The 25,419-nt window shown below is 66.6% G+C and carries 18 protein-coding genes; 13 read left to right on the top strand and 5 right to left on the bottom strand.

Going from position 1 to position 25,419, the window contains the following annotated elements:
- Positions 1–225: 225 nt before the first annotated feature.
- Entirely contained in the window at positions 226–906 is a 681-nt protein-coding gene (locus AC1DIM_RS10515) for a FadR/GntR family transcriptional regulator (protein WP_477710427.1), read from the bottom strand.
- Positions 903–2,150, bottom strand: coding sequence for an MFS transporter (locus tag AC1DIM_RS10520; RefSeq protein WP_477710428.1), 1,248 nt, complete (start codon positions 2,148–2,150; stop codon positions 903–905). The genes AC1DIM_RS10515 and AC1DIM_RS10520 overlap by 4 nt, the downstream gene beginning before the upstream one ends.
- Positions 2,151–2,284: 134 nt before the next feature.
- Between AC1DIM_RS10520 and AC1DIM_RS10525 the strand changes: the two genes are divergently transcribed.
- A complete protein-coding gene (locus AC1DIM_RS10525) occupies positions 2,285–3,931 on the top strand; it encodes a CYTH and CHAD domain-containing protein (protein ID WP_477710429.1) in 1,647 nt (548 codons plus the stop codon).
- A gap of 72 nt (positions 3,932–4,003) precedes the next feature.
- Here the strand turns inward: AC1DIM_RS10525 and AC1DIM_RS10530 are convergent, their stop codons facing one another.
- Positions 4,004–5,437, bottom strand: a complete 1,434-nt coding sequence (locus AC1DIM_RS10530) for a PucR family transcriptional regulator (RefSeq protein ID WP_477710430.1) — start codon at positions 5,435–5,437, stop codon at positions 4,004–4,006.
- A gap of 148 nt (positions 5,438–5,585) precedes the next feature.
- Here AC1DIM_RS10530 and AC1DIM_RS10535 point away from each other — a divergent pair, with 148 nt between their 5' ends.
- Positions 5,586–7,016 (top strand): aminobutyraldehyde dehydrogenase, encoded by a 1,431-nt coding sequence (locus AC1DIM_RS10535; protein ID WP_477710431.1) that lies wholly within the window; start codon positions 5,586–5,588, stop codon positions 7,014–7,016.
- Between the two features lie 11 nt (positions 7,017–7,027).
- Positions 7,028–8,410 carry a 4-aminobutyrate--2-oxoglutarate transaminase gene (gabT, locus tag AC1DIM_RS10540; protein WP_477710432.1) on the top strand — a complete coding sequence of 461 codons (1,383 nt, stop codon included), beginning with the start codon at positions 7,028–7,030 and terminating at the stop codon, positions 8,408–8,410.
- A gap of 37 nt (positions 8,411–8,447) precedes the next feature.
- Here the strand turns inward: gabT and AC1DIM_RS10545 are convergent, their stop codons facing one another.
- A complete protein-coding gene (locus tag AC1DIM_RS10545) occupies positions 8,448–9,830 on the bottom strand; it encodes a dihydrolipoyl dehydrogenase family protein (protein ID WP_477710433.1) in 1,383 nt (460 codons plus the stop codon).
- A 638-nt stretch (positions 9,831–10,468) separates the two neighbouring features.
- Between AC1DIM_RS10545 and AC1DIM_RS10550 the strand changes: the two genes are divergently transcribed.
- From AC1DIM_RS10550 to AC1DIM_RS10570, 5 genes are read left to right on the top strand one after another with little or no spacing between them, the layout of a single operon-like run.
- Positions 10,469–11,011 carry a hypothetical protein gene (locus tag AC1DIM_RS10550; protein WP_477710434.1) on the top strand — a complete coding sequence of 181 codons (543 nt, stop codon included), beginning with the start codon at positions 10,469–10,471 and terminating at the stop codon, positions 11,009–11,011.
- A gap of 2 nt (positions 11,012–11,013) precedes the next feature.
- The gene (locus tag AC1DIM_RS10555) at positions 11,014–12,351 is read left to right on the top strand and encodes a glycosyltransferase family 2 protein (RefSeq protein WP_477710435.1); all 1,338 of its coding nucleotides are present in this window, start codon (positions 11,014–11,016) and stop codon (positions 12,349–12,351) included.
- Positions 12,344–14,143, top strand: coding sequence for a polysaccharide deacetylase family protein (locus tag AC1DIM_RS10560; RefSeq protein ID WP_477710436.1), 1,800 nt, complete (start codon positions 12,344–12,346; stop codon positions 14,141–14,143). Before AC1DIM_RS10555 ends, AC1DIM_RS10560 begins: the two co-directional genes overlap by 8 nt.
- A 59-nt stretch (positions 14,144–14,202) precedes the next feature.
- On the top strand, positions 14,203–15,987 hold the full coding sequence (locus AC1DIM_RS10565; RefSeq protein WP_477710437.1) for a polysaccharide deacetylase family protein: 1,785 nt from the start codon (positions 14,203–14,205) through the stop codon (positions 15,985–15,987).
- A 21-nt stretch (positions 15,988–16,008) separates the two neighbouring features.
- On the top strand, positions 16,009–17,703 hold the full coding sequence (locus tag AC1DIM_RS10570; RefSeq protein ID WP_477710438.1) for an endo-1,4-beta-xylanase: 1,695 nt from the start codon (positions 16,009–16,011) through the stop codon (positions 17,701–17,703).
- A 27-nt stretch (positions 17,704–17,730) separates the two neighbouring features.
- Here the strand turns inward: AC1DIM_RS10570 and rarD are convergent, their stop codons facing one another.
- Entirely contained in the window at positions 17,731–18,759 is a 1,029-nt protein-coding gene (gene rarD / locus AC1DIM_RS10575) for an EamA family transporter RarD (protein WP_477710439.1), read from the bottom strand.
- Between the two features lie 84 nt (positions 18,760–18,843).
- Between rarD and AC1DIM_RS10580 the strand changes: the two genes are divergently transcribed.
- The 5 genes from AC1DIM_RS10580 (at position 18,844) to exaC (ending at position 25,369) form a co-directional block, all read left to right on the top strand.
- The gene (locus tag AC1DIM_RS10580) at positions 18,844–19,842 is read left to right on the top strand and encodes a DNA topoisomerase IB (RefSeq protein ID WP_477710440.1); all 999 of its coding nucleotides are present in this window, start codon (positions 18,844–18,846) and stop codon (positions 19,840–19,842) included.
- A gap of 150 nt (positions 19,843–19,992) precedes the next feature.
- Positions 19,993–21,438: an FAD-dependent oxidoreductase gene (locus AC1DIM_RS10585; protein ID WP_477710441.1), complete on the top strand. Its 1,446-nt coding sequence runs from the start codon at positions 19,993–19,995 to the stop codon at positions 21,436–21,438.
- A gap of 129 nt (positions 21,439–21,567) precedes the next feature.
- Positions 21,568–22,980 (top strand): helix-turn-helix domain-containing protein, encoded by a 1,413-nt coding sequence (locus tag AC1DIM_RS10590; RefSeq protein WP_477710442.1) that lies wholly within the window; start codon positions 21,568–21,570, stop codon positions 22,978–22,980.
- A 134-nt stretch (positions 22,981–23,114) separates the two neighbouring features.
- A complete protein-coding gene (locus AC1DIM_RS10595) occupies positions 23,115–23,735 on the top strand; it encodes a hypothetical protein (protein WP_477710443.1) in 621 nt (206 codons plus the stop codon).
- A gap of 107 nt (positions 23,736–23,842) precedes the next feature.
- A complete protein-coding gene (gene exaC, locus AC1DIM_RS10600; RefSeq protein ID WP_477710444.1) occupies positions 23,843–25,369 on the top strand; it encodes an acetaldehyde dehydrogenase ExaC in 1,527 nt (508 codons plus the stop codon).
- The last annotated feature ends 50 nt before the right edge of the window (positions 25,370–25,419 follow it).

A 25,419-nucleotide genomic window follows, 5' to 3' on the forward strand; every position in this document is an offset into this window, starting at 1 on the left:
TTCCGCCGGGCAATAGGCCCCGCGGCGCCGCCTCCCCAACACGACGGAAACCCGCCAGCATCAAGCCGGCGCCGCGGGACCGCCCGGCGACAATGGCCGCCCCGGACGGACAGGAAACCCAACCACCCTCACCTCATATCGTCTAGGTAGCAGCACATGTCGGTATGAGGGCTCAAAACGACACCGGCTGCCACCTAGTTGGGCCGCCACGCAGGAAACGCACGCCTACGCCCGCAGCCACTCCGCGCACGAGTTAAGGTTCTGGCTAACGCTCGCCACCGCGGCCGCAGCGTCGTGGGCCTCGATGGCATCCACCAGGGCGCCGTGCCCCTCGTTCGTGAGGCCGTCGAGGCGGCCCTTGCGCTGCTGCTTGAGCAGGTCCTGGTGGAAGACGTCACCGAAACTGACATAGAGCTCGTGCAGCAGCGGGTTACCAGAGGCCTGGGCCACGCGCGCATGGAATTCCCAATCGGCCCGGGCCCATCCCTCGAAGTCAGCCGCATGCCAGGCGACCTCCCGGGTGGTGAGCACGGCGCGCAGGGCGGCGACGTCGTCGGCCGTTGCGTTTTTGGCGGCGAGGCTGGCGGCCTGGGTGTCCAGGCCGAGCCGGACTTCGAGGATGTGTCCCTCCGTGTGGTCCTGGTACATCCGCCGGGCCGCGCCGGAGATCTCGCTGATGGCACGGACATAGGTGCCGTCGCCGCGGCGGACCTCCAGCATCCCGCTGTGCGCCAAGGCCTTAATGGCTTCGCGGAGCGTGCCGCGGGAGACGCCCAGGTTCTGGACCAGTTCCGTCTCCGAAGGGATGCGCTGCTGCAGCTGCCATTCGCCCGAATGGATCATCTGGCGGAGTTTTGCGGTGACTTCGTCGGTGAGCGGCTGACGGTGCGACGTGCTCAGGGTCATGCGGTCCTGCCTTTCCGGACAGCGATGGGGGCGCGCGAGATCAGGTGGGCCACCGCAACCTGGACCACGGCGAGGCCCAGCAGCAATGCCACGGGCAGGGTCCAACTGCCGGTCACCCCGTACAGCAGGCCGGTACCGAAGGGACCCGCCGTCGCCAGCAGATAGCCAGTCGATTGCGCCAGTGTGGACAGTGCGGTTGTCTCGGCAGTGCTCGTCCCGCTCCGGCTGATCATCACCATGACCAGCGGGAAGATGCCCAGGCCGAACCCGAGCAGGACAGCGGAAATAACGGCCAGGCTCACCGGCAGGAACAGCAGCGACGCCAGGCCGGCCACCATCATGATGCTGACCAGATACAGCGCCGGCCGGAGCATGCGGGGCCGCGAGCCGATGGCGATGATCACCATGCCGGCGGGCACTGAGACCAGCTGCATCAGCCCGTACAGGAGGCCGCTGTCCGCCGCGTTCACGCCCATGGTGATCAGCATTGAGGGGAACCAGCTGATGAGCGCATAGGCCAACAGTGCCTGCAGAGTGAAGATGGCGGTGAGCAGCTGGCCCTTTCGGGTTCGCAGGAGCGGCCACGGCGAAATGGGGGTGCTTGAGGCACGGACGCTGTGCCGGTGCGTGTGCAGCACCACGGGCAGGAAGCCCAGGAACGCCGCCAGCGCCAGGAACCCGATCGCGCCCACCGCGGCGGACGGCGAGCCAAGCGCCAGCGACATCGGGATGACAGCTACTGCCGTGACAGTGGCGCCGGTGGTCATCGTCACCGTGTAAAGCATGGTCATCATTGACGTGCGGTGGGCAAAATGTTCGCGAATGAACGACGGCATGGCCACGTTGCAGACGGCCAGGCCGGACATCCCGATCACCGTACCCGCCAGCAGCATGCCGGTTGCCGGGATCCCCCGCAGCAGCAGCCCGCCGGCCAGGAATGCCAATGCCAGCAGGATGGCCTTCTCAACGCCCAGCCGGCCGGTCAGCCATGAGGTTGCCGCCCCGGCCAACGCAAAGCACAGGGTGGGGATGGAAGGGATAACGGCGGCCAGCAGCGGCCCGTAGCCCAGGACCTGCTGAAGATCGTGCAGCAGTGCCGATGCGCCGGAAATCCCCGCCCGCAGGTTCAGCCCGATGAGCACCAGCGCCACCACGCCAAGCACGACGGCGGAGCGCGGCTTGGGCGGGGCGGCGGACAATGCGGACAATGCGGGCGGGGCGGGCGGCGCGGGCGGGGCAGTCATGTCCTTTAGGTTAGACGTTGGACGTTTGATGTTTCGGCTTCTGTGCTGAATGTCTCCGACTGTTAACGTCCCGGGCATAGACTCGGGCCAGCAGGCCATGGAGGCCCGGGGTGACACTGGAAGGACGGCTGGTCATGGCTTCCCAGAAAGTTGAGGTCGAAAAGAAGTACGACGTCGGCGCTGACGCCGAGGTGCCGGACCTCAGGGAGGTTTCCGGGATCGCCCGGGTGGGGGAGCCGCGAGTGGACCAGCTCGAAGCGGTGTACTTCGACACCGAAGACTCGGCGCTCGGTGCCCGCGGAATCACCCTCCGCCGCCGCACCGGCGGCAGTGACGCCGGGTGGCACGCGAAGTTGCCCCCGCGAGAGGGTGCCGGTTCGGAGAGTGCGGGCGCCGGGTCGTCTGCAGAACCCCAGCGGCGCCTCGAGCTTCGGGCGCCACTGGGCCAGCCCGGCGTCGTTCCTGACACCCTGCTGGCGTACCTGCTGGTGTATCTGCGCGGCGACGATCCCCTGCCTGCTGTCCGACTGGAGACGCAGCGCACCACCTATCCGCTTTACGGCGATGACGGGGTGCACCTCGCGGACCTGGCGGATGATCGGGTCAGCGCGCAAATCCTCAAGCGCAGCGGTGCGCTGGACGAGGCGGCGGGCACCCAGCAGTGGCGGGAATGGGAACTTGAACTGGTGCACGGAAGCCCGGACCTGTTTCCGGCGGCCGAGGATATCCTCGCAGCTGCCGGGGCACGCCCGGCGGAGCACGGGTCGAAACTGGCAAAAGCTCTGCAGGGCGCTGGTGACGCAGCGGCGCCGGGAGCGAGTGTTACCGCTTCGGCCGTCAAGCCGCCGCCTAAGAAGGGCCGCGGGAAGAAAGGGCTCAGTAATAAGGGTCGCGGTAAGAAGGGGCCGGTCTCGGACCTCCTGATCACTTATTTGGCTGCGCAGATCGGCGAAATGCTGGCGAACGACCCCGGCGTGCGGCTGGAGGAGCCCGAGGCCGTACATGACCTGCGCTCGGCCACCCGTCGGGCACGTTCGGCGCTCGCGGCCTATAAGAGGTTTTACAGTGCAGTCACCGTGCGGCGCCTCCGGGATGAGCTGAAGTGGCTCGGCGGGATGCTGGGATCGCCGCGCGACGCAGAAGTGATGCTGGACCGTTTGCGCGGGCACGCGGCGGAACTGCCCCCGGGGCCGGCTTCGAAGGCGGCAGCGGACCGGCTCGAAGAAGAACTCGGCAACACCATGGACACTGCCTATCGGAAACTCCAGAAAACGCTGCTGTCCGAGCGGTATTTCCGGCTCCTTGATGACCTCGAGGCCTTCCGGGACCAGCCGCCAACACGGCCCGAGGGGGCAGCCCCGGCCCGCAAAGCCACCGGCAGGTTGGCGCGCGAAGCTGCCAAGCGGTTGCAGCGCGCAGCCCGGAAAGCTAAGCGTGCCCGCCGCGGAGCCGAGCACGAGGAAACCCTTCACCAGGTCCGCAAGGATGCCAAAAGGCTGCGGCACGTGGCGGAATCCATGGTGCCCGTGCATGGCAAACGCGCCATGAAAATTGCCCAGGCCGCCCACCGGCAGCAGGAGATCCTCGGCGATTTCCAGGACAGTGTGGTGGCCCGGGACCGGTTGGCCGGGCTTGCCGCCATGTCCGAACTCCCGGACGAGGTCGTTTCGGCGTTCGTCACGCTCCACACCCGGCAGGTCCAGTTGGCAGCCGAGGCCGAAGCGAAGTATTGGAAGGCACGCAGGAAGTCCCGCAAAACCCTGCAACGCGGGGTTAGATAACGCCCGTCCAGGGCCGTATATCGGGCGTTTAGTGGACCCCCGCGTTTGCGCAAAAAGGGAGCGGGAGGGTGTTCAGCCCTGCCGCGCGCCGAGCCGGGCCACCGCCAGCGCGAGCCAGAGCTGCACCCTGTCCGCGGTGAGCGAAGGATCGTAGCCGGTCAGTTCGGTGATCTGCGCCAGCCGGTAGCGCACRGTGTTCCGGTGCAGGGTCAGGGCCTCGGCGACGGCGGCCACCGAGCCGTTGTGGTTCAGGTAGGTTTCCAGCGTGGTCATCAGCTCCGACCCGTGGGCCGCATCGAAGGTGCGCAGCGGGCTGAGGGACTCGTTGGCCATGTCCGTCAGGGGAACGTCCTCGCTGGCCAGCAGCAGTGACGTGAGGCTGAGGCGTTCGGGCTCGTTCACCGGCAGGCCGTGGCTGGCCGCGTCCCGGGCCTCAAAGTAGCTCCAGCGCAGGCCGTTCGGTTTTGTGTACGCGCCGCCGATGCCGATGGTCGCGTGGATCCCCGACTCAGCCAGGTGGTCACTCAGTTGCCGCGCCAGCTCAGGCGCCGCACCGCCGTCGTCGTGCACCACCACCACCAGGTCCTGCCCGACGGCGGCGGCCACCGCGTTCTCCAGGACCTGCGGCACCGAGGTGCTCACCAGCGCCTTGTGATGCGCGGCGGACACCGCCAGCAGTACTACGTTCCGGCGCGTGCTGTTCACGCCAACACCGGCCAGCCGGCGCTGTGCCTCGCTCGTCTCAAGGGCGCCGTGGATGACGTCTTCCAGGACCTGGCCGCACAACGCACGCTGGGCCTGGCGCTGTTTGACCATGTTGTTCAGCTCCACACTGATCAGGTTCTGGGCGTAGCCGATGATGCCTGAATCCTCGAAGGGCAGTCGGACCCATAAGGTGCAAGCATCACGGCGTCCGGTGGGAATCGGATAGGAGGCCCAAGTGCGGGCGGAGGGAAGTTCGGAGCTGCTGTTGTGCAGGAGGGCCGTGAACTGTGTGAGGGCGATCTCAGTGCGGAGCATGCCACCGAGGTGCTTCAGGAGCTGGCTCAGGCCGCCGCCGGTGAGGAGTGCCCGGGCCAGGATCTGATGGCCTGCGATCAGGCGCTCCAGCTTGGCCACATGATCGGCGGACTGGGCATCGGCCACCAGTTTTCCGATGGCGATGAACGGCGTCTCGTACGGGACCCGGACCACCGGAAGGCCCCAGCGGTTGGCTTCGGCAATCAGCGCCGATGGAACGTCCTCGTGCGTCAGCCCGGTGCCGAATCCGATTCCAACGGCCCCCGCGCGCTGGACCTGGCGGACGAACCGGCGCTGTTCCGGCGCGGAGCGCAGCCGCATCCCGGTGGTCAGCACCAGTTCCCCGCCGTTGAGGAAACGCTGCGGGTCCTCCAGTTCCGTGACCGCCACCCAGTTGATGTCGTGGTGCCAGGTGGTCTCCGCCAGTCCTGCCTTGGAAAGGCGCAGGGACTGCACACCGAGCAGCATCGCGAGGGAAATGGCCATGCCTCAAGGATAGCCACGCGCTGGGCGGGCGCACTAAACATGGCGGCGAACGGTGTGCAGGTGGCTATTCCCGTCCTCCGGGCTGGGGCATAGGCTCAGAGCAGTCGCAACACCGCACTGGTGTTCCCCCTGAAAGAGGTTGTACATCGTGGTTCAGACCTTGCAGAACTTCATCAACGGAGAGTTCGTCACCCCGGCCGGCACCAGTGTGCTGGACATCGTCAACCCCACCAACGGCGAGGTGGTGGCGAAGGCGCCGGTTTCAGTGCAGGCGGACGTTGACGCCGCCATGGCCGCCGCGAAGGATGCGTTCAAGAGCTGGAAGCACACCACTCCCGGCCAGCGCCAGCTGATGCTCCTCAAGCTCGCTGACGCCGTCGAGGCCAACAGTGACGAACTGGTGGAAGCCCAGCACCGCAACACGGGCCAGGTGCGCTCGCTGATCGCGTCCGAGGAAGTGGCTGCCGGGGCCGACCAGCTGCGTTTCTTTGCCGGCGCCGCCCGCATCCTGGAAGGAAAGTCCGCAGGCGAATACTTCGAAGGCCACACGTCCTTCGTCCGCCGCGAACCCATTGGCGTGGTGGCGCAGGTGGCGCCGTGGAACTACCCCTTCCTCATGGCCATCTGGAAGATCGGCCCAGCCCTCGCCGCCGGGAACACCGTAGTCCTCAAACCCTCCGACACCACCCCGGAGTCCACCCTGGTGCTGGCCCGGCTGGCTGGCGACATCCTGCCCGCCGGCGTCCTCAACGTGGTGCTGGGAACAGGCGAAACCGGCGCCCTGATGGTGGAGCACAAGGTCCCGGGCCTGGTGTCCATCACCGGTTCCGTCCGGGCCGGCATCGCCGTGGCCTCCGGTGCTGCACGCGGTCTCAAGCGCGCCCACCTGGAGCTCGGCGGCAAGGCCCCGGCCATCGTGTTCAAGGACGCGGACATCAAAAAGAGCGCCGCCGCCATCGCCGAGTTTGCCTTCTTCAACGCCGGCCAGGACTGCACCGCGATCACGCGCGTGCTGGTGGAGGATTCGGTGCACGACGACGTCGTGGCCGCCATGGTGGAGCACACCAAGACGCTGCACACCGGCTCGCAGAACGATGAAGACAATTACTACGGCCCGCTGAACAACGTGAACCACTTCAACGCCGTCACCTCTGTGGTAGAGCACCTTCCGGAGAACTGCAGGATTGTCACCGGCGGCCACCGGGCGGGGGAGAAGGGCTTCTTCTTCGAACCGACCATCGTTACCGGGGCCAAACAGACGGACGACATCGTTCAGAAGGAAACCTTCGGCCCGGTCATCACGGTGCAGAAGTTCACTACGGAGGCTGAGGCACTCGAGCTCGCGAACGACGTCGACTACGCCCTTGCCTCCAGCGTCTGGACCACTGACCACGGCACGGCCATGCGGATGAGCCGTGACCTTGACTTCGGCGCCGTCTGGATCAACACCCACATCCTCCTGACCGCCGAAATGCCCCACGGCGGCTTCAAACAGTCCGGCTACGGCAAGGACCTCTCCATGTACGGCGTCGAGGACTACACGCGCATCAAGCACGTCATGTCCGCCCTCGACTCATAAGAAAGAACCCCATGACCACCACCGCAAATGACATCGTCTTCCGCCTGGAACAGAAACGCCGCGTCCAGGCCGACTTCCCGGGCCCCAAGTCCGTCGCCCTGACCGAACGGCGCAAGGCAGTGGTTGCCGCGGGCGTCGCCTCGAGCGTCCCCGTCTATGTGGCGGACGCCGACGGCGGGATCATCCACGACGTGGACGGCAACTCCTTCATCGACCTCGGCTCGGGCATCGCCGTGACGAGCGTCGGCGCGTCCGATCCCGCCGTCGTCGGGGCCGTGAAGGAAGCCGTCGAACACTTCACGCACACCTGTTTTATGATCACCCCGTACGAAAGCTATGTGGCCCTCGCCGAGCAGCTCAACCGGCTGACCCCCGGCGACCACGAGAAGCGCACCGTGCTTTTCAACTCAGGCGCCGAGGCCGTGGAGAATGCGGTCAAGGTGGCCCGCCTCGCCACGGGGCGTGACGCCGTCGTGGCCTTTGACCACGCTTACCACGGCCGCACCAACCTGACCATGGCACTGACCGCCAAGGCCATGCCGTACAAGTCGGGCCCGGCCGGGACCTTCGGCCCGTTCGCGCCCGAGGTCTACCGGATGCCAATGAGCTACCCGTTCCGCGAGGAGAACCCGGCCATCACCGGCGCCGAGGCCGCCAACCGTGCCATCACCATGATCGAGAAGCAGATCGGCGGGGAGCAGGTTGCCGCGATCATCATCGAACCAATCCAGGGCGAGGGCGGCTTTATTGTCCCGGCCGAGGGCTTCCTGCCGGCCCTGGCTGCCTGGGCCAAGGACAAGGGCATCGTCTTCATCGCCGACGAGGTCCAGTCCGGCTTTTGCCGCACCGGCGAGTGGTTCGCGGTCAACCACGAAGGTGTGGTCCCGGACATCATCACCATGGCCAAGGGCATCGCCGGCGGCATGCCGCTCTCCGCCATCACCGGCCGCGCCGACCTGCTCGATGCCGTCCACGCTGGCGGACTGGGCGGCACCTACGGCGGCAACCCCGTGGCGTGCGCCGCGGCACTGGCTGCCATCGGCTCCATGGAGGAGTACAACCTCAACGCCCGGGCCCGCCACATCGAGGAACTGGCCACGGGCCGGCTGCGAACGCTTCAGGAAGAACTGGCCGGCGCCGGGAAGCCCGTCGTCGGCGACGTCCGGGGACGCGGTGCGATGCTGGCCATCGAACTGGTCCGTGCAGGTTCGAAGGATCCCAACCCCGAGCTGACCAAAGCCGTCGCGGCCGCCTGCCTCAACGAGGGCGTCATCATCCTCACCTGCGGCACCTACGGCAACGTCATCCGCCTGCTGCCCCCGCTGGTGATCACCGACGCGCTGCTGAACGACGGCCTGGACGTCCTGGCGGCCGCCATCAGGGCCAACGCCTAGCGGCCCGCCCTAAGGCGCGCCGCCCGGGTAGCAGCCGCTACTCCAGGAAGGCGCCGCTGAACAACAGCTGGAGGCCCTCGGCCATGGTGGGATGGGTGATCACGGCATCGCGCACCTGCTGGTAGCGCAGGCCGCCCAGCATCGCCATCTGGACAACGGCGGTGACTTCGCTGGCCTCGGCGCTGAGCAGCGCGGCGCCCAGGATCAGGTCGGTGTCACGGTCGACGACGGCCTTCCAGACGCCGTCGAGCTCGCCGATGGTGCGGGCCCGCGGAATGGCGGAAACGGGCATGCGGGCAATCCGGACGTTGTACCCGGCAGCCCGTGCTTCGGCCTCGGTTAGGCCAACGCGGCCCAGCTCCGGCGTGATGAACACGGCGTAGGGAACTAGCCGGTCCGTGGTGCTGAGGTCGCCACCGGCCAAGTTGGCTTTGAGGATGCGGTAGTCGTTCCAGGACGCGTGGGTGAACTGCGGTGAACCGGCCACGTCCCCCGCCGCCCAAATGCCGTCGGCAGTTGTGCGGAGGTGCTGGTCCACTGCCACGAACCCGCGTGGCGTCAGTTCGACGCCGGTCTTCTCCAGTCCCAGCCCTGCCGTGACAGGCGTGCGGCCCAGCGCAACCAGGATGTCCTGCGCGGTGACGGTGGCGCCGTCGGAGAGGTTCACCGTCACGGTTCCGTCGGCGGCGCGGGCGACCTTAATGGCCTCAACGCCGAGACGCATCTCGATGCCGTCGCGCGTGAAGACTTCCCCCACGGCCGCGCCCACGTCCGCGTCCTCACGGCCCAACAGGTGCGCCCCGCGGTGAATCACGGTGACGCGGACGCCCATGAGATGCAGCATCGACGCGTATTCCGCACCGACGTAGCCGCCCCCGAGCACCACGATGCTGCGCGGCAGTTCCACGAGCCGAAGGATGCTCTCGCTGGTCAGGACACTCGCACCCGCAAGGCCGTCGATGGCAGGCAGGGCAGGAACCATTCCAGTGTTGATAACCACGCTGGTTCCGCTGATGGTGCGGGTGCCCCCGCCGTCGAGGGCCACTTCAACGGTGCGTTCTGCAACGAATTTGGCCTCGCCGATCACCAGGTCCATGCCGGAGCCGAGAAACGCTTTCCGTTGCCCGGCCACCATGGTGTCCACAACGTCGTCCTTGCGGTGGCGCAGCCGGTTGACGTCGACGGCGGGAGACTCGGCGCCGGTGATGCCGAATTCCGCGGCTCTGTGCATGGTTTTCAGGAGCCGGGCGCTGTTGATGAGGGTTTTGGTGGGGATGCAGGCCACATTGATGCATGTGCCGCCGATCATGCCGCGTTCCACCATGGCGACGCTCTGGCCTGCCGCGGCCAGGTCCATGGCGAGGGACTTCCCTGCCTTGCCGCCGCCGACCACGAGCAGATCCACGTTGTGAGGCTTCACGAGTTTGGCCTGCTTCCTTGCCGAAGATTTCTTGCCTGCCACCCTCAGCGTATCCGCATGGAAGCTGACGAAACAGGCACCATCTCTTGCCGCGGGGGTGCTGCTTCCTCGCAGTCCTGGTGGCGTGTCAGGGAGGCACTACCTAACGTCCCCGAGGGGCAAGTACCTAATACCCCCACCCTTGTCATGCGGAACTACCTAACTCCCGGCCTCCGCAAGGCGCTTTCCGTAAGTACCCCCAAGAAACTTTTAGAGTACTGGCTACTCGTGTTTGGTGTCCGCAAGGGTACGTAACTTGGACTTACCAACGGGCCTTGTAAGCAGCTCCTGGAAGGCCCAACTCTGAGGAGACTCGGCATGAAACCCCTCCATAGTATCGAAACCGCGGAGACGGGATTGGGGAACGCCGGCGCCACTGCCGGCGGCCTGACCCGTCGCCTCCCGGCCTCGGTCAGCGGAGCTCCGTGCCCATTGGTTCCGTGTCAGCCGCCGGCCAAGGACGCTGCCGTCCGGAATCGCGCGATGACAGGGACTTCCACCGACACAGGGTACTTCGACGCCGGAGTGGCTACGCCCCCGGAGCGGAAGCGACGCCCCACTGCCAGTGACAATATCTTGCTTGAGACAGGGGAAACGCAATGACTCAGCTTTCAACGCTACCCGAGGGCGTCGCCCTGATTGCACAGGCGACCTTCGGCCGGGACAGCGCCATGTTCGAAGGCCTGCTCGGCTTCGTGGCTCAGCTGAGCGTGGGGCTGTGGGCCCTGGTGATCCTCACCGTGGTCATGCGCTTCGTCGGCGTGGGGATGTATCGGCGCGGTGCCCGCCGTCGCGCCGCGCGCGCGGCTCTTGCCGAGACCGTGGCGCCGATCGCAGCCGTTCCGGCCGCTGCAGTTCCTAGCGCCGTCGTGCCGACCGCTGCCGTTCCGACGGCCGTCGTGCCGACCACCACGGCCGTGATCGATCTGGTCCAGCCGGCCGCCGTCCAGCTGACCGCCGCCCTCCAGTTGACCGGCTCCGTCACGAACGCCACGTTCGACGAGCTCCTGCGGCCTGCCTCTGCGCCGGCCGCCGTTGCCTCGTCCATGCCGGTGGCCCGCCTCGGGTCCCGCAACTGGCGCTCCGAGCCCCGGTCCGCCGCGCAGCTGCCCGCGCTCGCTTCGAACTCCACTGAGGCCTGAGCATGGACATCGCGCTTGTGATCTTCTGGCTGTTCGCCGGCGTCAGCATCCTCTACGTCGTGCACTTCGGCCTATACCTCGTGGGCGCGAACTTCTACGACATCCTGCAGCAGCGACGGAAGGGGATAAAGGGCGTCCGGCTTCCCGTCGAGTACGAGCCGGAGTGTGCGGCCACGGCAACCTGGACCCGCCGTGCCCTCCCCGAGGTGCCCGGGCTGGTCTCCATCGCCATCGCCGCCCACAACGAGGAGGCGGTGATCGTCCGGACGCTCGACTCCATCCGGCGCAGCACCTACCGGTCCTACGAAGTCCTCGTCGCGGACGATGCGTCCAGTGACCTCACCGGTCGACTCGCCCGCGACTACCAGGTGCGCCATCCCGAGATGGACTTACGCATCGTGCGGATGCGCAAGAACGTCGGCAAGGGCGCAGCGCTCAACGCCGCGCTTCGCCGGCACGCGCGCGGCCAGTTTGTGATGACACTCGACGCCGACTCGATTATCGGGCCGAACGCCATCAGGAACGCGCTGTCCTACTTCGACGACCCGTACGTGGCCGGTGTCGCCGCCAACGTGCAGATTCTCGAGGAGACGACGGTCCTCGGCATCCTGCAGCGGTTCGAGCACATGATCGGCTACCGCTCGAAGAAGCTCTATTCGCTGCTGAACTGCGAGTTCGTGGTGGGTGGCGTCGCCTCCACGTATCGCATGCGAGTGCTGCGCAAGGTCGGCTTCTACGACACGGACACCTTGACCGAGGACATCGGCCTGAGCGCGAAGATCACTAGCCTGGGTAACCGGCGATTCCGCATGATCTACGGCGCTGACGTGGTGGCGAAGACCGAGGGCGTTCTCACCCTCCGCGCCTTGGCGAAGCAACGCTACCGCTGGAAGTACGGAAGCCTCCAGAACCTCATCAAGTACCGCGGAATGATTCTCAACCCGGGTCGCCGGTACACCCGCACCTTGACCTACTACCGGATGCCGATGGCGGTGCTTAGCGAGTTCACGCTACTCGTCTCGCCCCTGGCCTGGACGTACGCGGTCTACTGGTCGCTGGTCACGCAGACGCCCGCCCTGATACTTGGGGCGTACGCCACCATCACCGCTTACACGCTGCTGACGATCTGGTTGGATGAGAACCTGACGCTGCGTGAACGTGTTCGGCTGTCCATCTACGCGCCGACGGCGTACTTCCTGTTCTACATCATGGACCTGGTGCAACTGACGGCGGCGGTTCGCTGCATCGCACGCTCGCGCGGCCTGTTCCGGCGTCCCGAGATCAACACCTGGAAGTCGCCGCAGCGGGCCGGCAGCTTGCTGGTAGTAGCTCGTGCGTAGACGCAGGTGGATTGTCCGTGTACTGCTGAATCCGCTCGTGGTTATCGCGGTGGTGGTCGTCCTGATCTCCGCCGGGTGGCTGCTGTACACCGGTGGGAAGAGCAGCATCGCTCAGGCGCGGCCCGGCGCGAACCTGCTCCCCACGCTCGTTGCGACGACGGCGGGCGCTGCAGTGGCATCGGTCCCCTCGGCGTCCGCCAGCCCCGTGGGCGGTTGGGATGTCCGCCACAGCGGGGACGCCCTGACCACTTTGGACCAGGTCAAGGGACAGCTGAGCGGCCAGGCGCTGAAGCTCAACATCACGCAGTACGCCTCGGGCGATGTCACGCTGACCAGCCCGCGGGTGGATGTCCAGCCCGGCAAGACCTACTTGTTCAAGGCGTTCACCACCAGCGATGCGGACTTTACGATGCTGCGTCGTGAGTACAGCGCCAATGGCAGCTCCACTCTCGAGCAGTTGCGGAACCCTCTCCAGCGGCCGGGCAACAGCGCGTTCGCGGTGAGCGACGCGTTCGACAGTGGAAGTGCGACCACCGCGGTGGAGTACGTCTTCAGACTCTCATCGACGGCTACCTTCCAGGTCGAGGGCGCGTACCTCGAGGCGGCGGATGACGTCCGGGTGCCGCCTGCGGCGACGAGGGGCCCTAACCTCATCCCCGACCCCGGGCTCGCCGGTCCCCAGCCGGGCGCACCTGACCCATGGTCCCCGTACGCCTCCGGGGCTTCGACCCTGGAATCAGGGCGCGGCAAGGACGGCGCCGGCAACTTCCTCTGGACCCGCCTCTCGAACTATCAGAACGGCGAAGCGAAGTGGCAGTACGAGCCGGTCCCGGTGACCGCCGACCGGTACTTCGAGTTCGGCGCGACCTACCAGTCCGAGCGCCAGGTGGACGTGGTGGCGGAATTCGAACTCGCAGCCGGCGGCCGCGAGTTCCACAACCTGGAGACGGTGCCCCCGGCGGGCGAATGGACGACGATCGGGGAGACGTTCCAGGTCCCCGCGGGGGCCAAATCGGTGCTGGTCACGCTGGTGTCGCACGGGGACGGCACCACAGCTGTCCGCGACTATTCCCTGAACGACATCACCAAACCAGGACCCCTCCGCTGGGACAAGCCCATGGTCTCGATCACGTTCGACGACGGCTGGCAGTCGATGTACGACCGCGCCCTGCCGCTGCTGAACCAGCACGGCTTCCTGACCACCCAGTACGTCAATCCCAGCTCCATCGAGACGCCGAACTTCGTGACGGCCGCCGAGGTGCAGCGGATGCACGACGCCGGACATGAGATCGCCGCACACAGCTACGAACACCTCGATCTCACCTCGATCGCCACCGACCGGTTGGACGAGCAGCTGCGGAAGTGTGAGGAGGCCCTGGCGGCAGCCGGCCTCAGCACCGACGACCTGGCACCCCCGTACGGACGGTCCGACCCCCAGGTGGACTGGTACGCGAGCAAGTACTTCGACATCATGCGCGGGACGGACGATGGCATCAACACCCGGCAGACCCTCAACCCGCACGACCTGAAGGTCTTCTACGTCACTGACGAGACCACTCCGGCCCAACTGACCGAAGCGCTCGCCGAGACGTCCCGGGCGAACGGCTGGCTCATCATGGTCTACCACCAGATCGCGACCCCGGCGAACACCGGCACCCAGGAGCACACCATCGCGGCGGACCGGAGCACCATCACCAGCGACGCCCTCGGCGCCCAGCTGCAGCTCATCGACCAAAGCGGCATCCAAGTCCTGCCGGTCGCGCAGGCGTTCAAGCAGTTGCAGGGCCCGTAATCACCATTCGGCTGTGTCGCCCGGCGCCGTCGGCCTCCCGACAAGAAACGGAGAATCTCATGATCGGAATCAGATCCAGCTTGGCGCGGGGGCGCTCCAAGCTCGTCGCCATCGGGGCGGTGGGGGCCATGGCCACCGCGCTGCTGTCCCCGGCGGCCGCATACGCCGCCGTGGACAACCCGGCGCCGACACCGCTGGTGTCCTTCACCTTTGACGACGGCCAGGCCAGCGCGCTCACGCAGGCGGCGCCCACACTGCAGAAATACGGGCTGACCGGCACCAACTACGTGATCACGGGCTGCGTCGGCATGACCACCGCGCCCAACACCTGCCGGGCGAACACTGATGTGCCCTACATGACGTGGGCCCAGATCACGCAGCTGCAGAACACCTACGGCTGGGAGATCGGGTCCCATACCGTCGACCATCAGTGCCTGGTGAGCGTCGGCAACGACTGCCAGGCCACCAAGCTGACGGCCGCCCAAGTGGACGCCGAGCTGGCCAACAGCAAGGCCACGCTGGTAGCCAACGGCTTCAACCCGACAGCGTTCGCCCCGCCGTACGGCGACTACGATATGACCGCGCTCGCCCAGGTGGCCAAGTACTACAGCTCGATGCGCGGCTTCGCCGACACCGGCAACAACCCCTGGCCCCTCGGCGACTACCTCATCCGCGACGTCCCCGTCCAGGAGGTCACCACCCCGGTGGCCAACCTGAAGGCCCAGGTGGACGCGGCGATCGCGAACAAACAGTGGGTCGTCTTTACCTTCCACGACATCAGGCCGAGCCCAAGCAAGGTCCCGGACGACTACGAGTACGGCACCGCCGAACTGGACCAGCTCGCCGCGTACGTGCAGACGAAAGTGGCTGCAGGCCAGATCAAGAACGTCAACGTCAGCAAGGGCTTGGTCAACGGCACCCCCAACAAGCTCGCAAATCCGACGTTCAACAACGGCCTCGGTGATGGCTGGCGGACCGACGCCCCGGCGACGATCACCGCGGACGCCGGGAACAACGGCAGCTACCCCGACTCCGCCAAATCGGTGAAGCTGGTCTCGGGCGCCACCACAGGCCACCTGTTCTCGCCCACGGTCCCCGTGACGCCGACCACCAATTACATGTTCAAGGCCTTCCTCAACGTGGCCGCGATCACCACCGGTGAGGTCGGGTTCTACGTCGACGAGTACAACGCCGCCGGACAGTGGATCTCCGGGCAGTTCCGCAAGCGGGAGAACTCGCGGTGGGTGGAGTCGATGAACTTCAACTACACGCCGAGCTCCACCAATGTGGCCTCGGCGAGCCTGCAGGTCTGGGTGACCGGAACCGGCATCACGGCGTACGTGGACAACGTGCAGATGCTGGCGCTCGGCGCGGAGGCCACCCCGCCGCCGGCGTCCAACCTCGTCGCCAACGGCACCTTCGACGCCGGCATCAGCTCGGGCTGGACAACGGACTCGGCCAGCACCATCGTGGCCGACGCCGCGAACCACGGTAGCCCGGCCAACCCGGTGAACTCGGTAAAGGCGACGGCCACCACGGCGAACAAACACCTGTTCTCCCCGCAGGTTGCGGTGACGGCCGGTACCTACAAGATCGCCAGCTACCTCAACGTCGCGGCGCGAACCAGCGGTGAGGTGGGCTTCTACATCGACGAGTACAACGCCGCCGGCCAGTGGATCTCCGGGCAGTATAAGCTCGGGGTAACGGCCGCCGGCGTGACCAACGTTGACCTGACGTACTCGCCCAGCACCACTGCGGTTGCCAAGGCGAGCCTGCAGGTCATCGTCCAGGGCAACTCGGGAGTGCAGGCGTACTTCGACGACGTCCGCTGGACCAAGCCTTAACAACGGGGAAGAGGACACAAGATGGCCGGACGCGCGCACTCACTGATGGTGTTGGTGGCGTCCGGCCTTCTCGTCGTCCTCGGCGGCTGCTCCTCACCCGAACCAACACCGAAGCCGGATGTGAATGTCGACCTGTTGCAGCAGAGCTGGCAGGACATTCCGGGCGTGACGGCGGGGAGCAACGGCCTGCAGGTCACCGCCACCGCCAGGCGCATCGTCGAACAGAACGGTGCCGGAGGCCAGCCGAACCCGCCGCTCAACCTGGCCGGCACACACTTGGTGGTCGGCGGGGACTTCACACTCAGCGCGACGTTCGCCGACGTGAAAGCGGATGCGTCCTGGGCGCTGTATGACCGTCCCCCGGTGATCGCGGACGAGTTCCGCATCGAGCCGGCCGGCCTCCGGCTCACGCTCCAAGGCAAGAACCTGGAGATTGCCGTCTTCGATGGCACCCAGAAGAAAGACATGACGCAGCCTGTCCCCGTGCACGACGAGCACGTGACGGTAAACGACCCGGGAGCGCCGCTATCGGTGCACAGGTCCGGGGACACGCTCGCGGTCACCAGCGGCGGGGACACGCTCTCCTCGCTGCCCCTCGGAAAGCTGTTCTCCTCCGGGGAGTTGTGGCTCGGATTATCGAGCGATTCCGGGGCCTTCGACGTCACGTCCCTCAAGGCAGTTGCGCCGGAGAGCGCCGGCTTGCGCACATCGGGGGTCGCGGTTGCCGACGGGCAGTCGTCGGCCGACGGCCTCCAGGCCCTGGCCGCCAAAACCCGGCCGGACTTCAAGATCGGTGCGGCCGTGGCACTCGGACCGCTTGCCTCGGACGCGGACTACGCCCGGGAGCTCGTGGGCAACTTCGGCTCCGTCACGCCGGAGAACGCCATGAAGCCGCAGTTCCTCTCTCCGCAGCAGGGCGTCTACACCTTCGAGGAAGCGGACGCGATCGTCGCCCTCGCGAAGAGCAAAGGCATGACCGTGCACGGCCACACCATCGCCTTCAGTGAGGCGATGCCGCGCTGGATGCAGCAGCTGCCCAGCGGCACGGACTCGGAGCGCAAATCCAGCGCCACTGCCCTGCTCGACTACCTCAACGCCGTGGTGACCCACTTCAAGGGGCAGCTCGCCTCGCTCGACGTCGTCAACGAGCCCTTCGACGTGGACCAGGGGACCAGCATGCAGCAGAACATCTGGTACCGCGTCTTCGGGCCCGGCTACCCGGCGGTCGTCTCCAAAGCGGTCTACGCCGCCGATCCGGACGTCAAGCAGTTCATCAACGAGAACGGAGCCGACGTGCCGGGGGCGCGCCAGGACGCCCTGCTCAAGCTGGCACTCGACACCAACACCCAGGGCGGCCACATCTACGGCGTCGGCCTCCAGGCCCACATCTACGACCTCGACACCGACGCCATTCCGCCGGCACAGCTTTCCAAGACGCTCGCCACGTTCGACGCGGCCGGTCTCCGTGTGCGCATCTCCGAGAACGACGTCACGGACGGCCATGGCAAGGACGCCCAGGCAGAGCAGTACGCCTCGGTGCTGGCCACCTGCCTGAGCTCGCGTGCCTGCGTCTCCTACACAACGTGGGGCGTCGACAACCGCTACAACTGGGCGATCGACGACGCCGGCAGCCTGCAGCAGGGCCACGACTTCCTGTTCGACGACGGGAAGCCAAGGCCCGCGTACGACGCCATGCGGCGTGCGCTGGGCGGCTGACCGCCGGGCCGCCGGGCAGCAACGCCCTTAGCGCCGGGCGAGCCGTTTAGCGGCCGAGTTTTTCCCTGCCGTCCGCAGCATGTCCACTGTCAGGACCAGCAGCGCCAGCCACACCACCCCGAAACCGATCCAGCGGTCCGGTGTCATGGCCTCTTTGAAGACCAGCAGCGCCACGACAAACTGGAGCATGGGGGCCACGTACTGCAGCAGCCCGATGGTGGTCAACGGAAGCCTGCGGGCCGAAGCGCCGAAGAACAGCAGCGGCACTGCCGTGAGCACGCCGGACGCCGCGAGGAGCCAAAAATGGCCGGGACCCTGGGTGGCGAGGGTAGCCGATCCATTCAGGCCGAGGAACACCATGGTGGCGCCGGCCAGGGGAGCGAGCACCATGGTCTCGACGCTGAGGCTTGTCACCGCATCCACCTTGCGGCCAACGCGGTTCTTCACGAACCCGTACAGGCCGAAACTGAATGCCAGAATCAGGGCGATCCACGGCAGTTTGCCGTAGCTCACCGTGAGCACAGCCACGGCAACAAAGCCGATTCCGACGGCGGCCCACTGCAGGGCGCGCAGCTTCTCCTTGAGGAAAATCACGCCGAGGAGTACGGAGACAAGGGGGTTGATGAAGTATCCGAGCGACGCTTCGACAGCCTGGCCGGTGGTCACGCCGTACGTGTAGGTCAGCCAGTTGACGGCGATGAGGGCGCTGGCGATGGTCAGGGCGCCGAAGACGGAACGGTCGCGGAAGGCATTGCCCAGGGCCCGCCAGGACCGTGTGACCGTAATCAGCGCGGCGCAGAACAGCACCGACCACACCACACGGTTGGCCACGATCTCCACCGCCCCGGCCGGCAGCAGCGCAATGAAGTAGAGGGGAAGCAGCCCCCACAGCCCGTAGGCGCCGAACCCGAACAGGATTCCCGCCGTCGTCTCTTTGTCCACGGCCTTGAGGGCCGGAGCTTGGGGTCGGCCTGCGGCCGGACGCCCGCCCGCAGCTTTTGCGGCGGCGGCTTTGGTGGCGGGGGCGGGACCGTGGGGAGTAGGCACGTCTCCCATAACATCACGCTCCCGGCGGGTATTCCGCCAATTCGTCAGTAGGCTTGCCTTTATGGAACGGACGAACCGGCAGGATGCCACGCCATGAGGCTTCGGCGCAGTAACGCCAACGGCCGCGGCTACCGGCGAGTGGCCGCGGGGACGGGCTTCAGCTACCGCGACCTGGATGGCTCCACCTTGCCGCCCGGGCCCATCCGGGACCGGCTCGAAAGCATCGGGATCCCGCCGGCCTGGAAAGACGTCTGGATCGCGCCGTTCGAGAACGGGCACATCCAGGCGACCGGCGAAGATGCCGTGGGGCGACGGCAGTACATCTACCATCCGGCGTGGCGGGAGCGGAAAGACCGGGTGAAGTTCGACCGTGCCCTGCAGCTGGCTGAGTCGCTGCCCGCCGCCCGCCGGCTGGTAACCCTTGACCTGCGCAGCGACGGCATTGGCCGGGAACGCGTCCTCGCGGCGGCGTTCAGGATGCTGGACAGCGGATCCCTTCGGGTGGGTTCCGAGCGGTACACCAATGAGAACGGTAGCCGCGGCCTGGCCACCCTGCTGTGCGCGCACGTCCACGTCCGCAAGGAATCCCTGGAACTGAGATTCCCGGCCAAGAGCGGCAAGGACTGGGAATCGGAAATCCACGACGCCGATCTTGCCGCCCTGGTGCGGACCCTTAAGCGCCGCGGTGCCAACGCCCGTTTGCTGGCCTACAAGGACGGGCGCAGCTGGCATCCGGTGACCAGTGCCGAGATCAACGGCTACGTCAAGGAGCGCACCGGCCGGGACTTCACCGCCAAGGACTTCAGGACGCTGCGCGGGACCGTGGCGGCTGCCGTCAGCCTGGCGCGCAGCGGGCCCCAGGAAAAGGTGGCTGCGCGGAAGCGCGCCATCAGTATGGCCATGGAGGACGCGGCGGCGGTGCTGGGGAACACGCCGTCGATCGCCCGCAAAAGCTATGTTGATCCCCGGCTGCTGGACCACTTTGCCGCGGGGGAGACCATCGATCCCCACCGGGTGCAGTCTGCCGAGTCCGAGCTCCGGGCGCTGCTGTACCGGGAGGGTGATGTGGTGCCGCTGCAAAGGAGCGGTTAGCCTCCCTGTGCCGCGGCCGGCCGTACGCTGCCCAGCTGGCACGATCCTGGCCCGGGCACATTTAGAATAGGGGCACTGTGTGCAACCTGCACCGTGCGCAACCTGCATTGTGCGCTTAGGCGCAATCTCCTCGTTCCAGAAGGGCTCCCGGTGTCTAACCCAGGCGAAACCACCTCCAAGCGTCCACTCCGCGTCGCCATCGTCGGCGCCGGACCGGCAGGTGTGTATGCGGCGGACATCCTGACCAAGTCCAACGGCGTCAAGGACGGGGACTTTGAGGTCAGCATCGACCTGTTCGAGGCCTACCCGGCGCCGTACGGCCTGATCCGCTACGGTGTTGCGCCGGACCACCCCCGCATCAAGGGCATCGTGAACGCCCTGCACAAAGTCCTGGACCGTGGCGACATCCGTTTCCTTGGCAACGTCACCTATGGCCGCGACCTCACCCTGCATGACTTCCGCGCTTTCTACGACGCGGTGATCTTCTCCACCGGCGCCATCAAGGACGCGGACCTGCCGATCCCCGGCATCGACCTGGCCGGATCCTTCGGCGGGGCCGATTTTGTGTCCTGGTACGACGGCCACCCCGATGTACCCCGCGAATGGCCGCTGGACGCCAAAGAAATCGCGGTGATCGGCAACGGCAACGTGGCGCTGGATGTCGCCCGGATGCTGGTCAAGCACGCCGACGAGCTGCTCACCACGGAGATCCCGGACAACGTCTACGCAGGCCTGAAGAACTCGCCCGTCACGGACGTCCACGTCTTCGGCCGCCGCGGCCCCGCCCAGGTGAAGTTCACCCCGCTGGAGCTGCGCGAACTGAGCCACATGAAGGACGTGGACATTGTGCTGTACCCGGAGGACTTCGAATTCGACGAGGCCTCCGATGACGCCATCCGCAGCAACAACCAGATCAAAACCATGGTCAACACCCTCACCAACTGGCTGGTGGAAGAGCACGCGGAGGCGGAAGAACCGTCCTCCCGCCGCCTGCACCTGCATTTCCTGCACAGCCCGGTCGAAATATACGGGGGTGAGGGCACCGGCGGCGGGTCCGGTCACGTGGCCGGCATCAAGTTCGAGCGGATGCAGCTCGACGGAACCGGCAACGTCAAGGGCACGGGGGAGTTTGTGGACTACCCGGTCCAGGCCGTGTACCGAGCCATCGGTTACCACGGCTCGCCGCTGGATGAGCTGGAATACGATGCCAAACGCGGTGTGGTGCCCAACGAGGGAGGCCGGGTGTTGGATGCTGGGGGCAACCCCGTGCCGGGGATCTATACCACCGGCTGGATCAAGCGCGGACCGGTGGGCCTCATCGGCCACACCAAGGGCGATGCCCTGGAGACCATCGGCTTCCTGCTGGAGGACCGGCTCAGCCTGCCTCCGGCCCAGAACCCGGATCCGCAGGCCATCATCCACCTCCTGGAAGAGCGCGGCATTGAGTACACAACGTGGGAGGGCTGGATCAAGCTCGACGCGCACGAAGCAGCCCTCGGAGCAGAATGGGTCGGCACCGATGGGACCGCCGACGTCGTGCGTGAACGCATCAAAGTAGTCCCGCGCGAGGACATGGTCAACATTTCCCGCGCCTAACTCCGGGGGAGGGGCGGGGAAAATCATCCTGCGAATCGTTTTCAAACACCGGGTGCCCCGCTAGACTGGGGCACCTGCAGGCCCCGGAGCCTGCGACCCCCGGAATCGGCTGTGCCCGGCAGGAGTTCAATGCGGAATCCGATCTACCCGGCAGCACGTGGCGACGACGCCGTGGAGCTGACACAGAGGTATGCCCTGGCGGGCCATGAAATGCTGACTGGATCCGACCCGCTAGGTGCCGGCCAGGCCGGCAGCATAAGCATCACCGGGCTGCGCAGCCTGGTGGAGGAATCCTGGCAGCGTTCTGCACGGTTGAAGGCCAACCCTGACAACCCCGAAGCGCCCCTTGCCCTGGACACGGACGAGCTCGAGGATTACCGGCGGCAGCACCCCCTGGCCAGCATCATGCCCGTGATCCACAAGCTCCTGGTCCAGCCGAGCCACGACAGCGGCCTGCTCGTTGCGGTTGGTGATGAGGTGGGCCGGCTGCTCTGGGTGGAAGGCGATCCGGCCCTGCAGCGACGTGCCGAAGGCATGATGTTCGTGCCAGGCGCCGACTGGTCGGAGGCCACAGTAGGCACCAGCGCTCCCGGAACTGCCCTGGCCCTGGGCCGCGGCATCCAGATTTCCGGGGCGGAGCACTACCAGCGGTCCGTGCACGCGTGGAGCTGCACCGCCGTCCCGTTCCACGATCCGGATTCCGGCGCGCTGCTGGGCGTTGTGGACATCACGGGCAAGGCCAGCGCGGTGGCGCCCCACACTTTGTCGCTCGTCGAGGCGACGGTCGCTGCGGCACAAGCGCAGCTCCGCGTTGAGCGGCTGCAGCTGGCGGCAACCCTGGCCAGCAGGCCATCCCGACGACGGAACTCCAGTTCCGCGGCGATGCCAGGTTCGGCGCGGGCCGGGGGAGCGGGCGCCGGCGGTGTGAAGGAAGGCAGCAGCCTTTACCGCAATAGCCTGCAGCTGTTGGGGCGTGACCAGGCGTTGCTCAGCATCGAAGGCAAAACGGTGGCGCTGTCGGCCCGGCACAGTGAAATCCTGGCCCTCCTCAGCACCCACCCCGATGGCCTGAGCGCCGAGGAGCTGAGTGTGCTGCTCTATCCGGGCGACGGGTCCACCATGACGCTCCGCGCCGAAATGGTCCGGCTGCGCAAGATCCTACAGCAGCTCAACCCGGCCGCCGTCCCCGGATCCCGGCCGTACAAACTCGGCATGGACCTGGTCCCGGACAGCGGCCAGGTGTTGAACTGCCTGCAGCGCGGGGCCCACCGCATTGCGCTCGAAATCTACCGGGGCGCCGTGCTGCCGCGGTCCGAAGCGCCGGGCATCATCGACCTGCGCGGCAGGGTCGCCTCGCTCATGCGCGAAGCGGTGCTGACTGATGGCAGTGCCGAGACGCTGCTCAAGTATGCGGCGCTTCCGGAGGCAAGGGACGACGTCGATGTCCGGACCGCCGCCCTGAAGCTGCTGCCGCGGCGCTCGCCCAAGCGGGCTGCCGTCGTCGCCGATCTTGAGCGGCTGGAAGCCGAACTGAGAGCCTAGACGGCACGCCGCCGGTGGGTGGATTATCACCGGGCACCCAGGCCCTGTCACCGGCGCCGCCCTGGGTGCGGCAGTCGGGGGACATACAGCTCCGGCCGATACCGTAGGAAAGAGCCGATCGAAAGAAGCCGCCCATGCTGAACAAACGCCTTGCCATTGCCCTGACCGTATCCGCACTCATTGCCGGCACCACCGCGTGCGGGGCATCTGCCCCAACTTCCCAGCCGTCTGCTTCCCCGGCAACCGTGCCCGCGTCGGCAGCGCCCGCCGGGGCTGCCGGCTGGGCCCTCGATCCCGCAGCGGGCGCTGCCCGGATCAAAGCTGCCGGCCTGGACGTCCTGAACGCCGAAGGCACTGCCGAGCACTATCACGCCCACCTGGATGTGTTTGTCGACGGTAAGCCCATCACGGTCCCCGCTGACATCGGTTTCAGTTTTAGCGCGGGCGGCCAGCCCAACGGAATTTCCGCCCTGCACACCCACGACACCACCGGAATCATCCATATCGAAGCGCCCACGCCCGGGTTGACGTACACCCTGGGCCAGGTCCTGCGCGAATGGGGGGTCCTGGACGGAACCGATGCCTCCGGTGCGCCGCATGGCGGAACCGGAGGCTGGAGTGCTTACGTCAACGGCTCAAAGCGGGATGGTGCTGTGACCGACGTGGTCCTCAAAGCCCACGACGAGGTGGTGCTTTCCTTCGGTGCGGCGCCGTCGCCGCTGCCGGGTACCTATGCGTTCGCAGCAGGTCTGTAGGCGTAACGCGTCCGTGGCCAAGTGACTTGGACCACAAAGTTGCAACCTTGCCGCAACCTCCAGGCTCCTAGGCTCAGTGCATCAGACGCACAGCAAAGGAGCTAGCAATGACTGTTTACGCACAGCCCGGCACCGAGGGTTCGAAGGTCACGTTCAAGGACCGCTACGAGAACTGGATCGGCGGCGAGTGGGTAGCCCCCGTCAAAGGCCAGTACTTCGAGAACATCACCCCCGTCACCGGCAAGGTCTTCTGCGAAGTTGCCCGCGGAACCGCCGAGGATATCGAACTGGCGCTGGACGCGGCGCACAAGGTCGCGCCGTCGTGGGGCAAGACCTCGGTGGCCGAGCGCGCAGCCATCCTGAACAAGATCGCGGACCGGATCGACGAAAACCTGGAGATGCTGGCCGTCGCCGAATCCTGGGACAACGGCAAGCCCATCCGCGAAACCCTCAACGCGGACATGCCGCTCGCCGCGGACCACTTCCGCTACTTCGCCTCCGCCGTCCGCGCCCAGGAAGGCCGGCTGTCGCAGCTCGACGACGACACCACCGCCTACCACTACCACGAACCGCTCGGCGTCGTGGGCCAGATCATCCCGTGGAACTTCCCCATCCTGATGGCTGTCTGGAAGTTGGCCCCCGCGCTCGCAGCCGGCAACGCCGTAGTCTTGAAGCCGGCCGAGCAGACGCCGTCATCCATCCTCGTCCTGATGGAACTCATCGGTGACCTCCTGCCCGCCGGTGTCCTGAACGTGGTCAACGGCTTCGGCGTCGAAGCGGGCAAGCCGCTGGCCTCCAGCCCCCGCATCCGTAAGATCGCCTTCACCGGTGAAACCACCACCGGCCGGCTAATCAGCCAGTACGCCAGCCAGAACCTCATCCCGGTCACCCTGGAACTGGGTGGCAAGAGCCCCAACATCTTCTTCAACGATGTTGCCGCCGATACCAGCGACGCGTTCTACGACAAGGCCCAGGAGGGCTTCGCGCTCTTCGCCTTCAACCAGGGCGAAGTCTGCACCTGCCCGTCGCGCGCCCTGGTCCAGGAGGACATCTACGACTCCTTCATGGCCGACGCCGTGGCACGGGTGGAGAAGATGATCCAGGGCAACCCGCTGGACACCGAAACCCAGGTGGGCGCCCAGGCCTCCAACGACCAGCTCGAGAAGATCCTCTCCTACATCGACATCGGCAAGCAGGAGGGCGCCAAGGTGTTGATCGGCGGCGCCCGTGCGGAGCTTCCCGGCGACCTGGCCGGCGGCTACTACGTCCAGCCCACCGTCTTCGAGGGCCACAACAAGATGCGGATCTTCCAGGAGGAGATCTTTGGTCCGGTGGTTTCGGTGACAAAGTTCAGCGACTACGACGATGCGATGGGCATCGCCAACGACACCCTCTACGGCCTCGGCGCCGGCGTCTGGTCCCGCAACGGCAACGTTGCGTACCGGGCCGGGCGCGAAATCCAGGCAGGCCGCGTCTGGGTCAACAACTACCACGCCTACCCGGCGGGTGCCGCGTTCGGCGGCTACAAGTCCTCAGGCATCGGGCGTGAAAACCACTCCATGATGCTGGACCACTACCAGCAGACCAAGAACCTTCTGGTCAGCTACAACGAGAACAAGCTCGGCTTCTTCTAAGCCCGGCCAGGGCGGGTGGCCCCCGGGCTGCCCGCCATCCCCTCAACACC

The sequence above is a fragment of the Pseudarthrobacter sp. 01T43 genome (genome assembly GCF_056398665.1).

Coding starts and splice junctions, on each gene's coding strand:
- AC1DIM_RS10515 (WP_477710427.1), bottom strand. CDS start 906: ATGACCCTGAGCACGTCGCACCGTCAGCCGCTCACCGACGAAGTCACC.
- AC1DIM_RS10520 (WP_477710428.1), bottom strand. CDS start 2,150: ATGACTGCCCCGCCCGCGCCGCCCGCCCCGCCCGCATTGTCCGCATTG.
- AC1DIM_RS10525 (WP_477710429.1), top strand. CDS start 2,285: ATGGCTTCCCAGAAAGTTGAGGTCGAAAAGAAGTACGACGTCGGCGCT.
- gabT (WP_477710432.1), top strand. CDS start 7,028: ATGACCACCACCGCAAATGACATCGTCTTCCGCCTGGAACAGAAACGC.
- AC1DIM_RS10550 (WP_477710434.1), top strand. CDS start 10,469: ATGACTCAGCTTTCAACGCTACCCGAGGGCGTCGCCCTGATTGCACAG.
- AC1DIM_RS10555 (WP_477710435.1), top strand. CDS start 11,014: ATGGACATCGCGCTTGTGATCTTCTGGCTGTTCGCCGGCGTCAGCATC.
- AC1DIM_RS10565 (WP_477710437.1), top strand. CDS start 14,203: ATGATCGGAATCAGATCCAGCTTGGCGCGGGGGCGCTCCAAGCTCGTC.
- AC1DIM_RS10570 (WP_477710438.1), top strand. CDS start 16,009: ATGGCCGGACGCGCGCACTCACTGATGGTGTTGGTGGCGTCCGGCCTT.
- rarD (WP_477710439.1), bottom strand. CDS start 18,759: ATGGGAGACGTGCCTACTCCCCACGGTCCCGCCCCCGCCACCAAAGCC.
- AC1DIM_RS10580 (WP_477710440.1), top strand. CDS start 18,844: ATGAGGCTTCGGCGCAGTAACGCCAACGGCCGCGGCTACCGGCGAGTG.
- AC1DIM_RS10590 (WP_477710442.1), top strand. CDS start 21,568: ATGCGGAATCCGATCTACCCGGCAGCACGTGGCGACGACGCCGTGGAG.
- AC1DIM_RS10595 (WP_477710443.1), top strand. CDS start 23,115: ATGCTGAACAAACGCCTTGCCATTGCCCTGACCGTATCCGCACTCATT.
- exaC (WP_477710444.1), top strand. CDS start 23,843: ATGACTGTTTACGCACAGCCCGGCACCGAGGGTTCGAAGGTCACGTTC.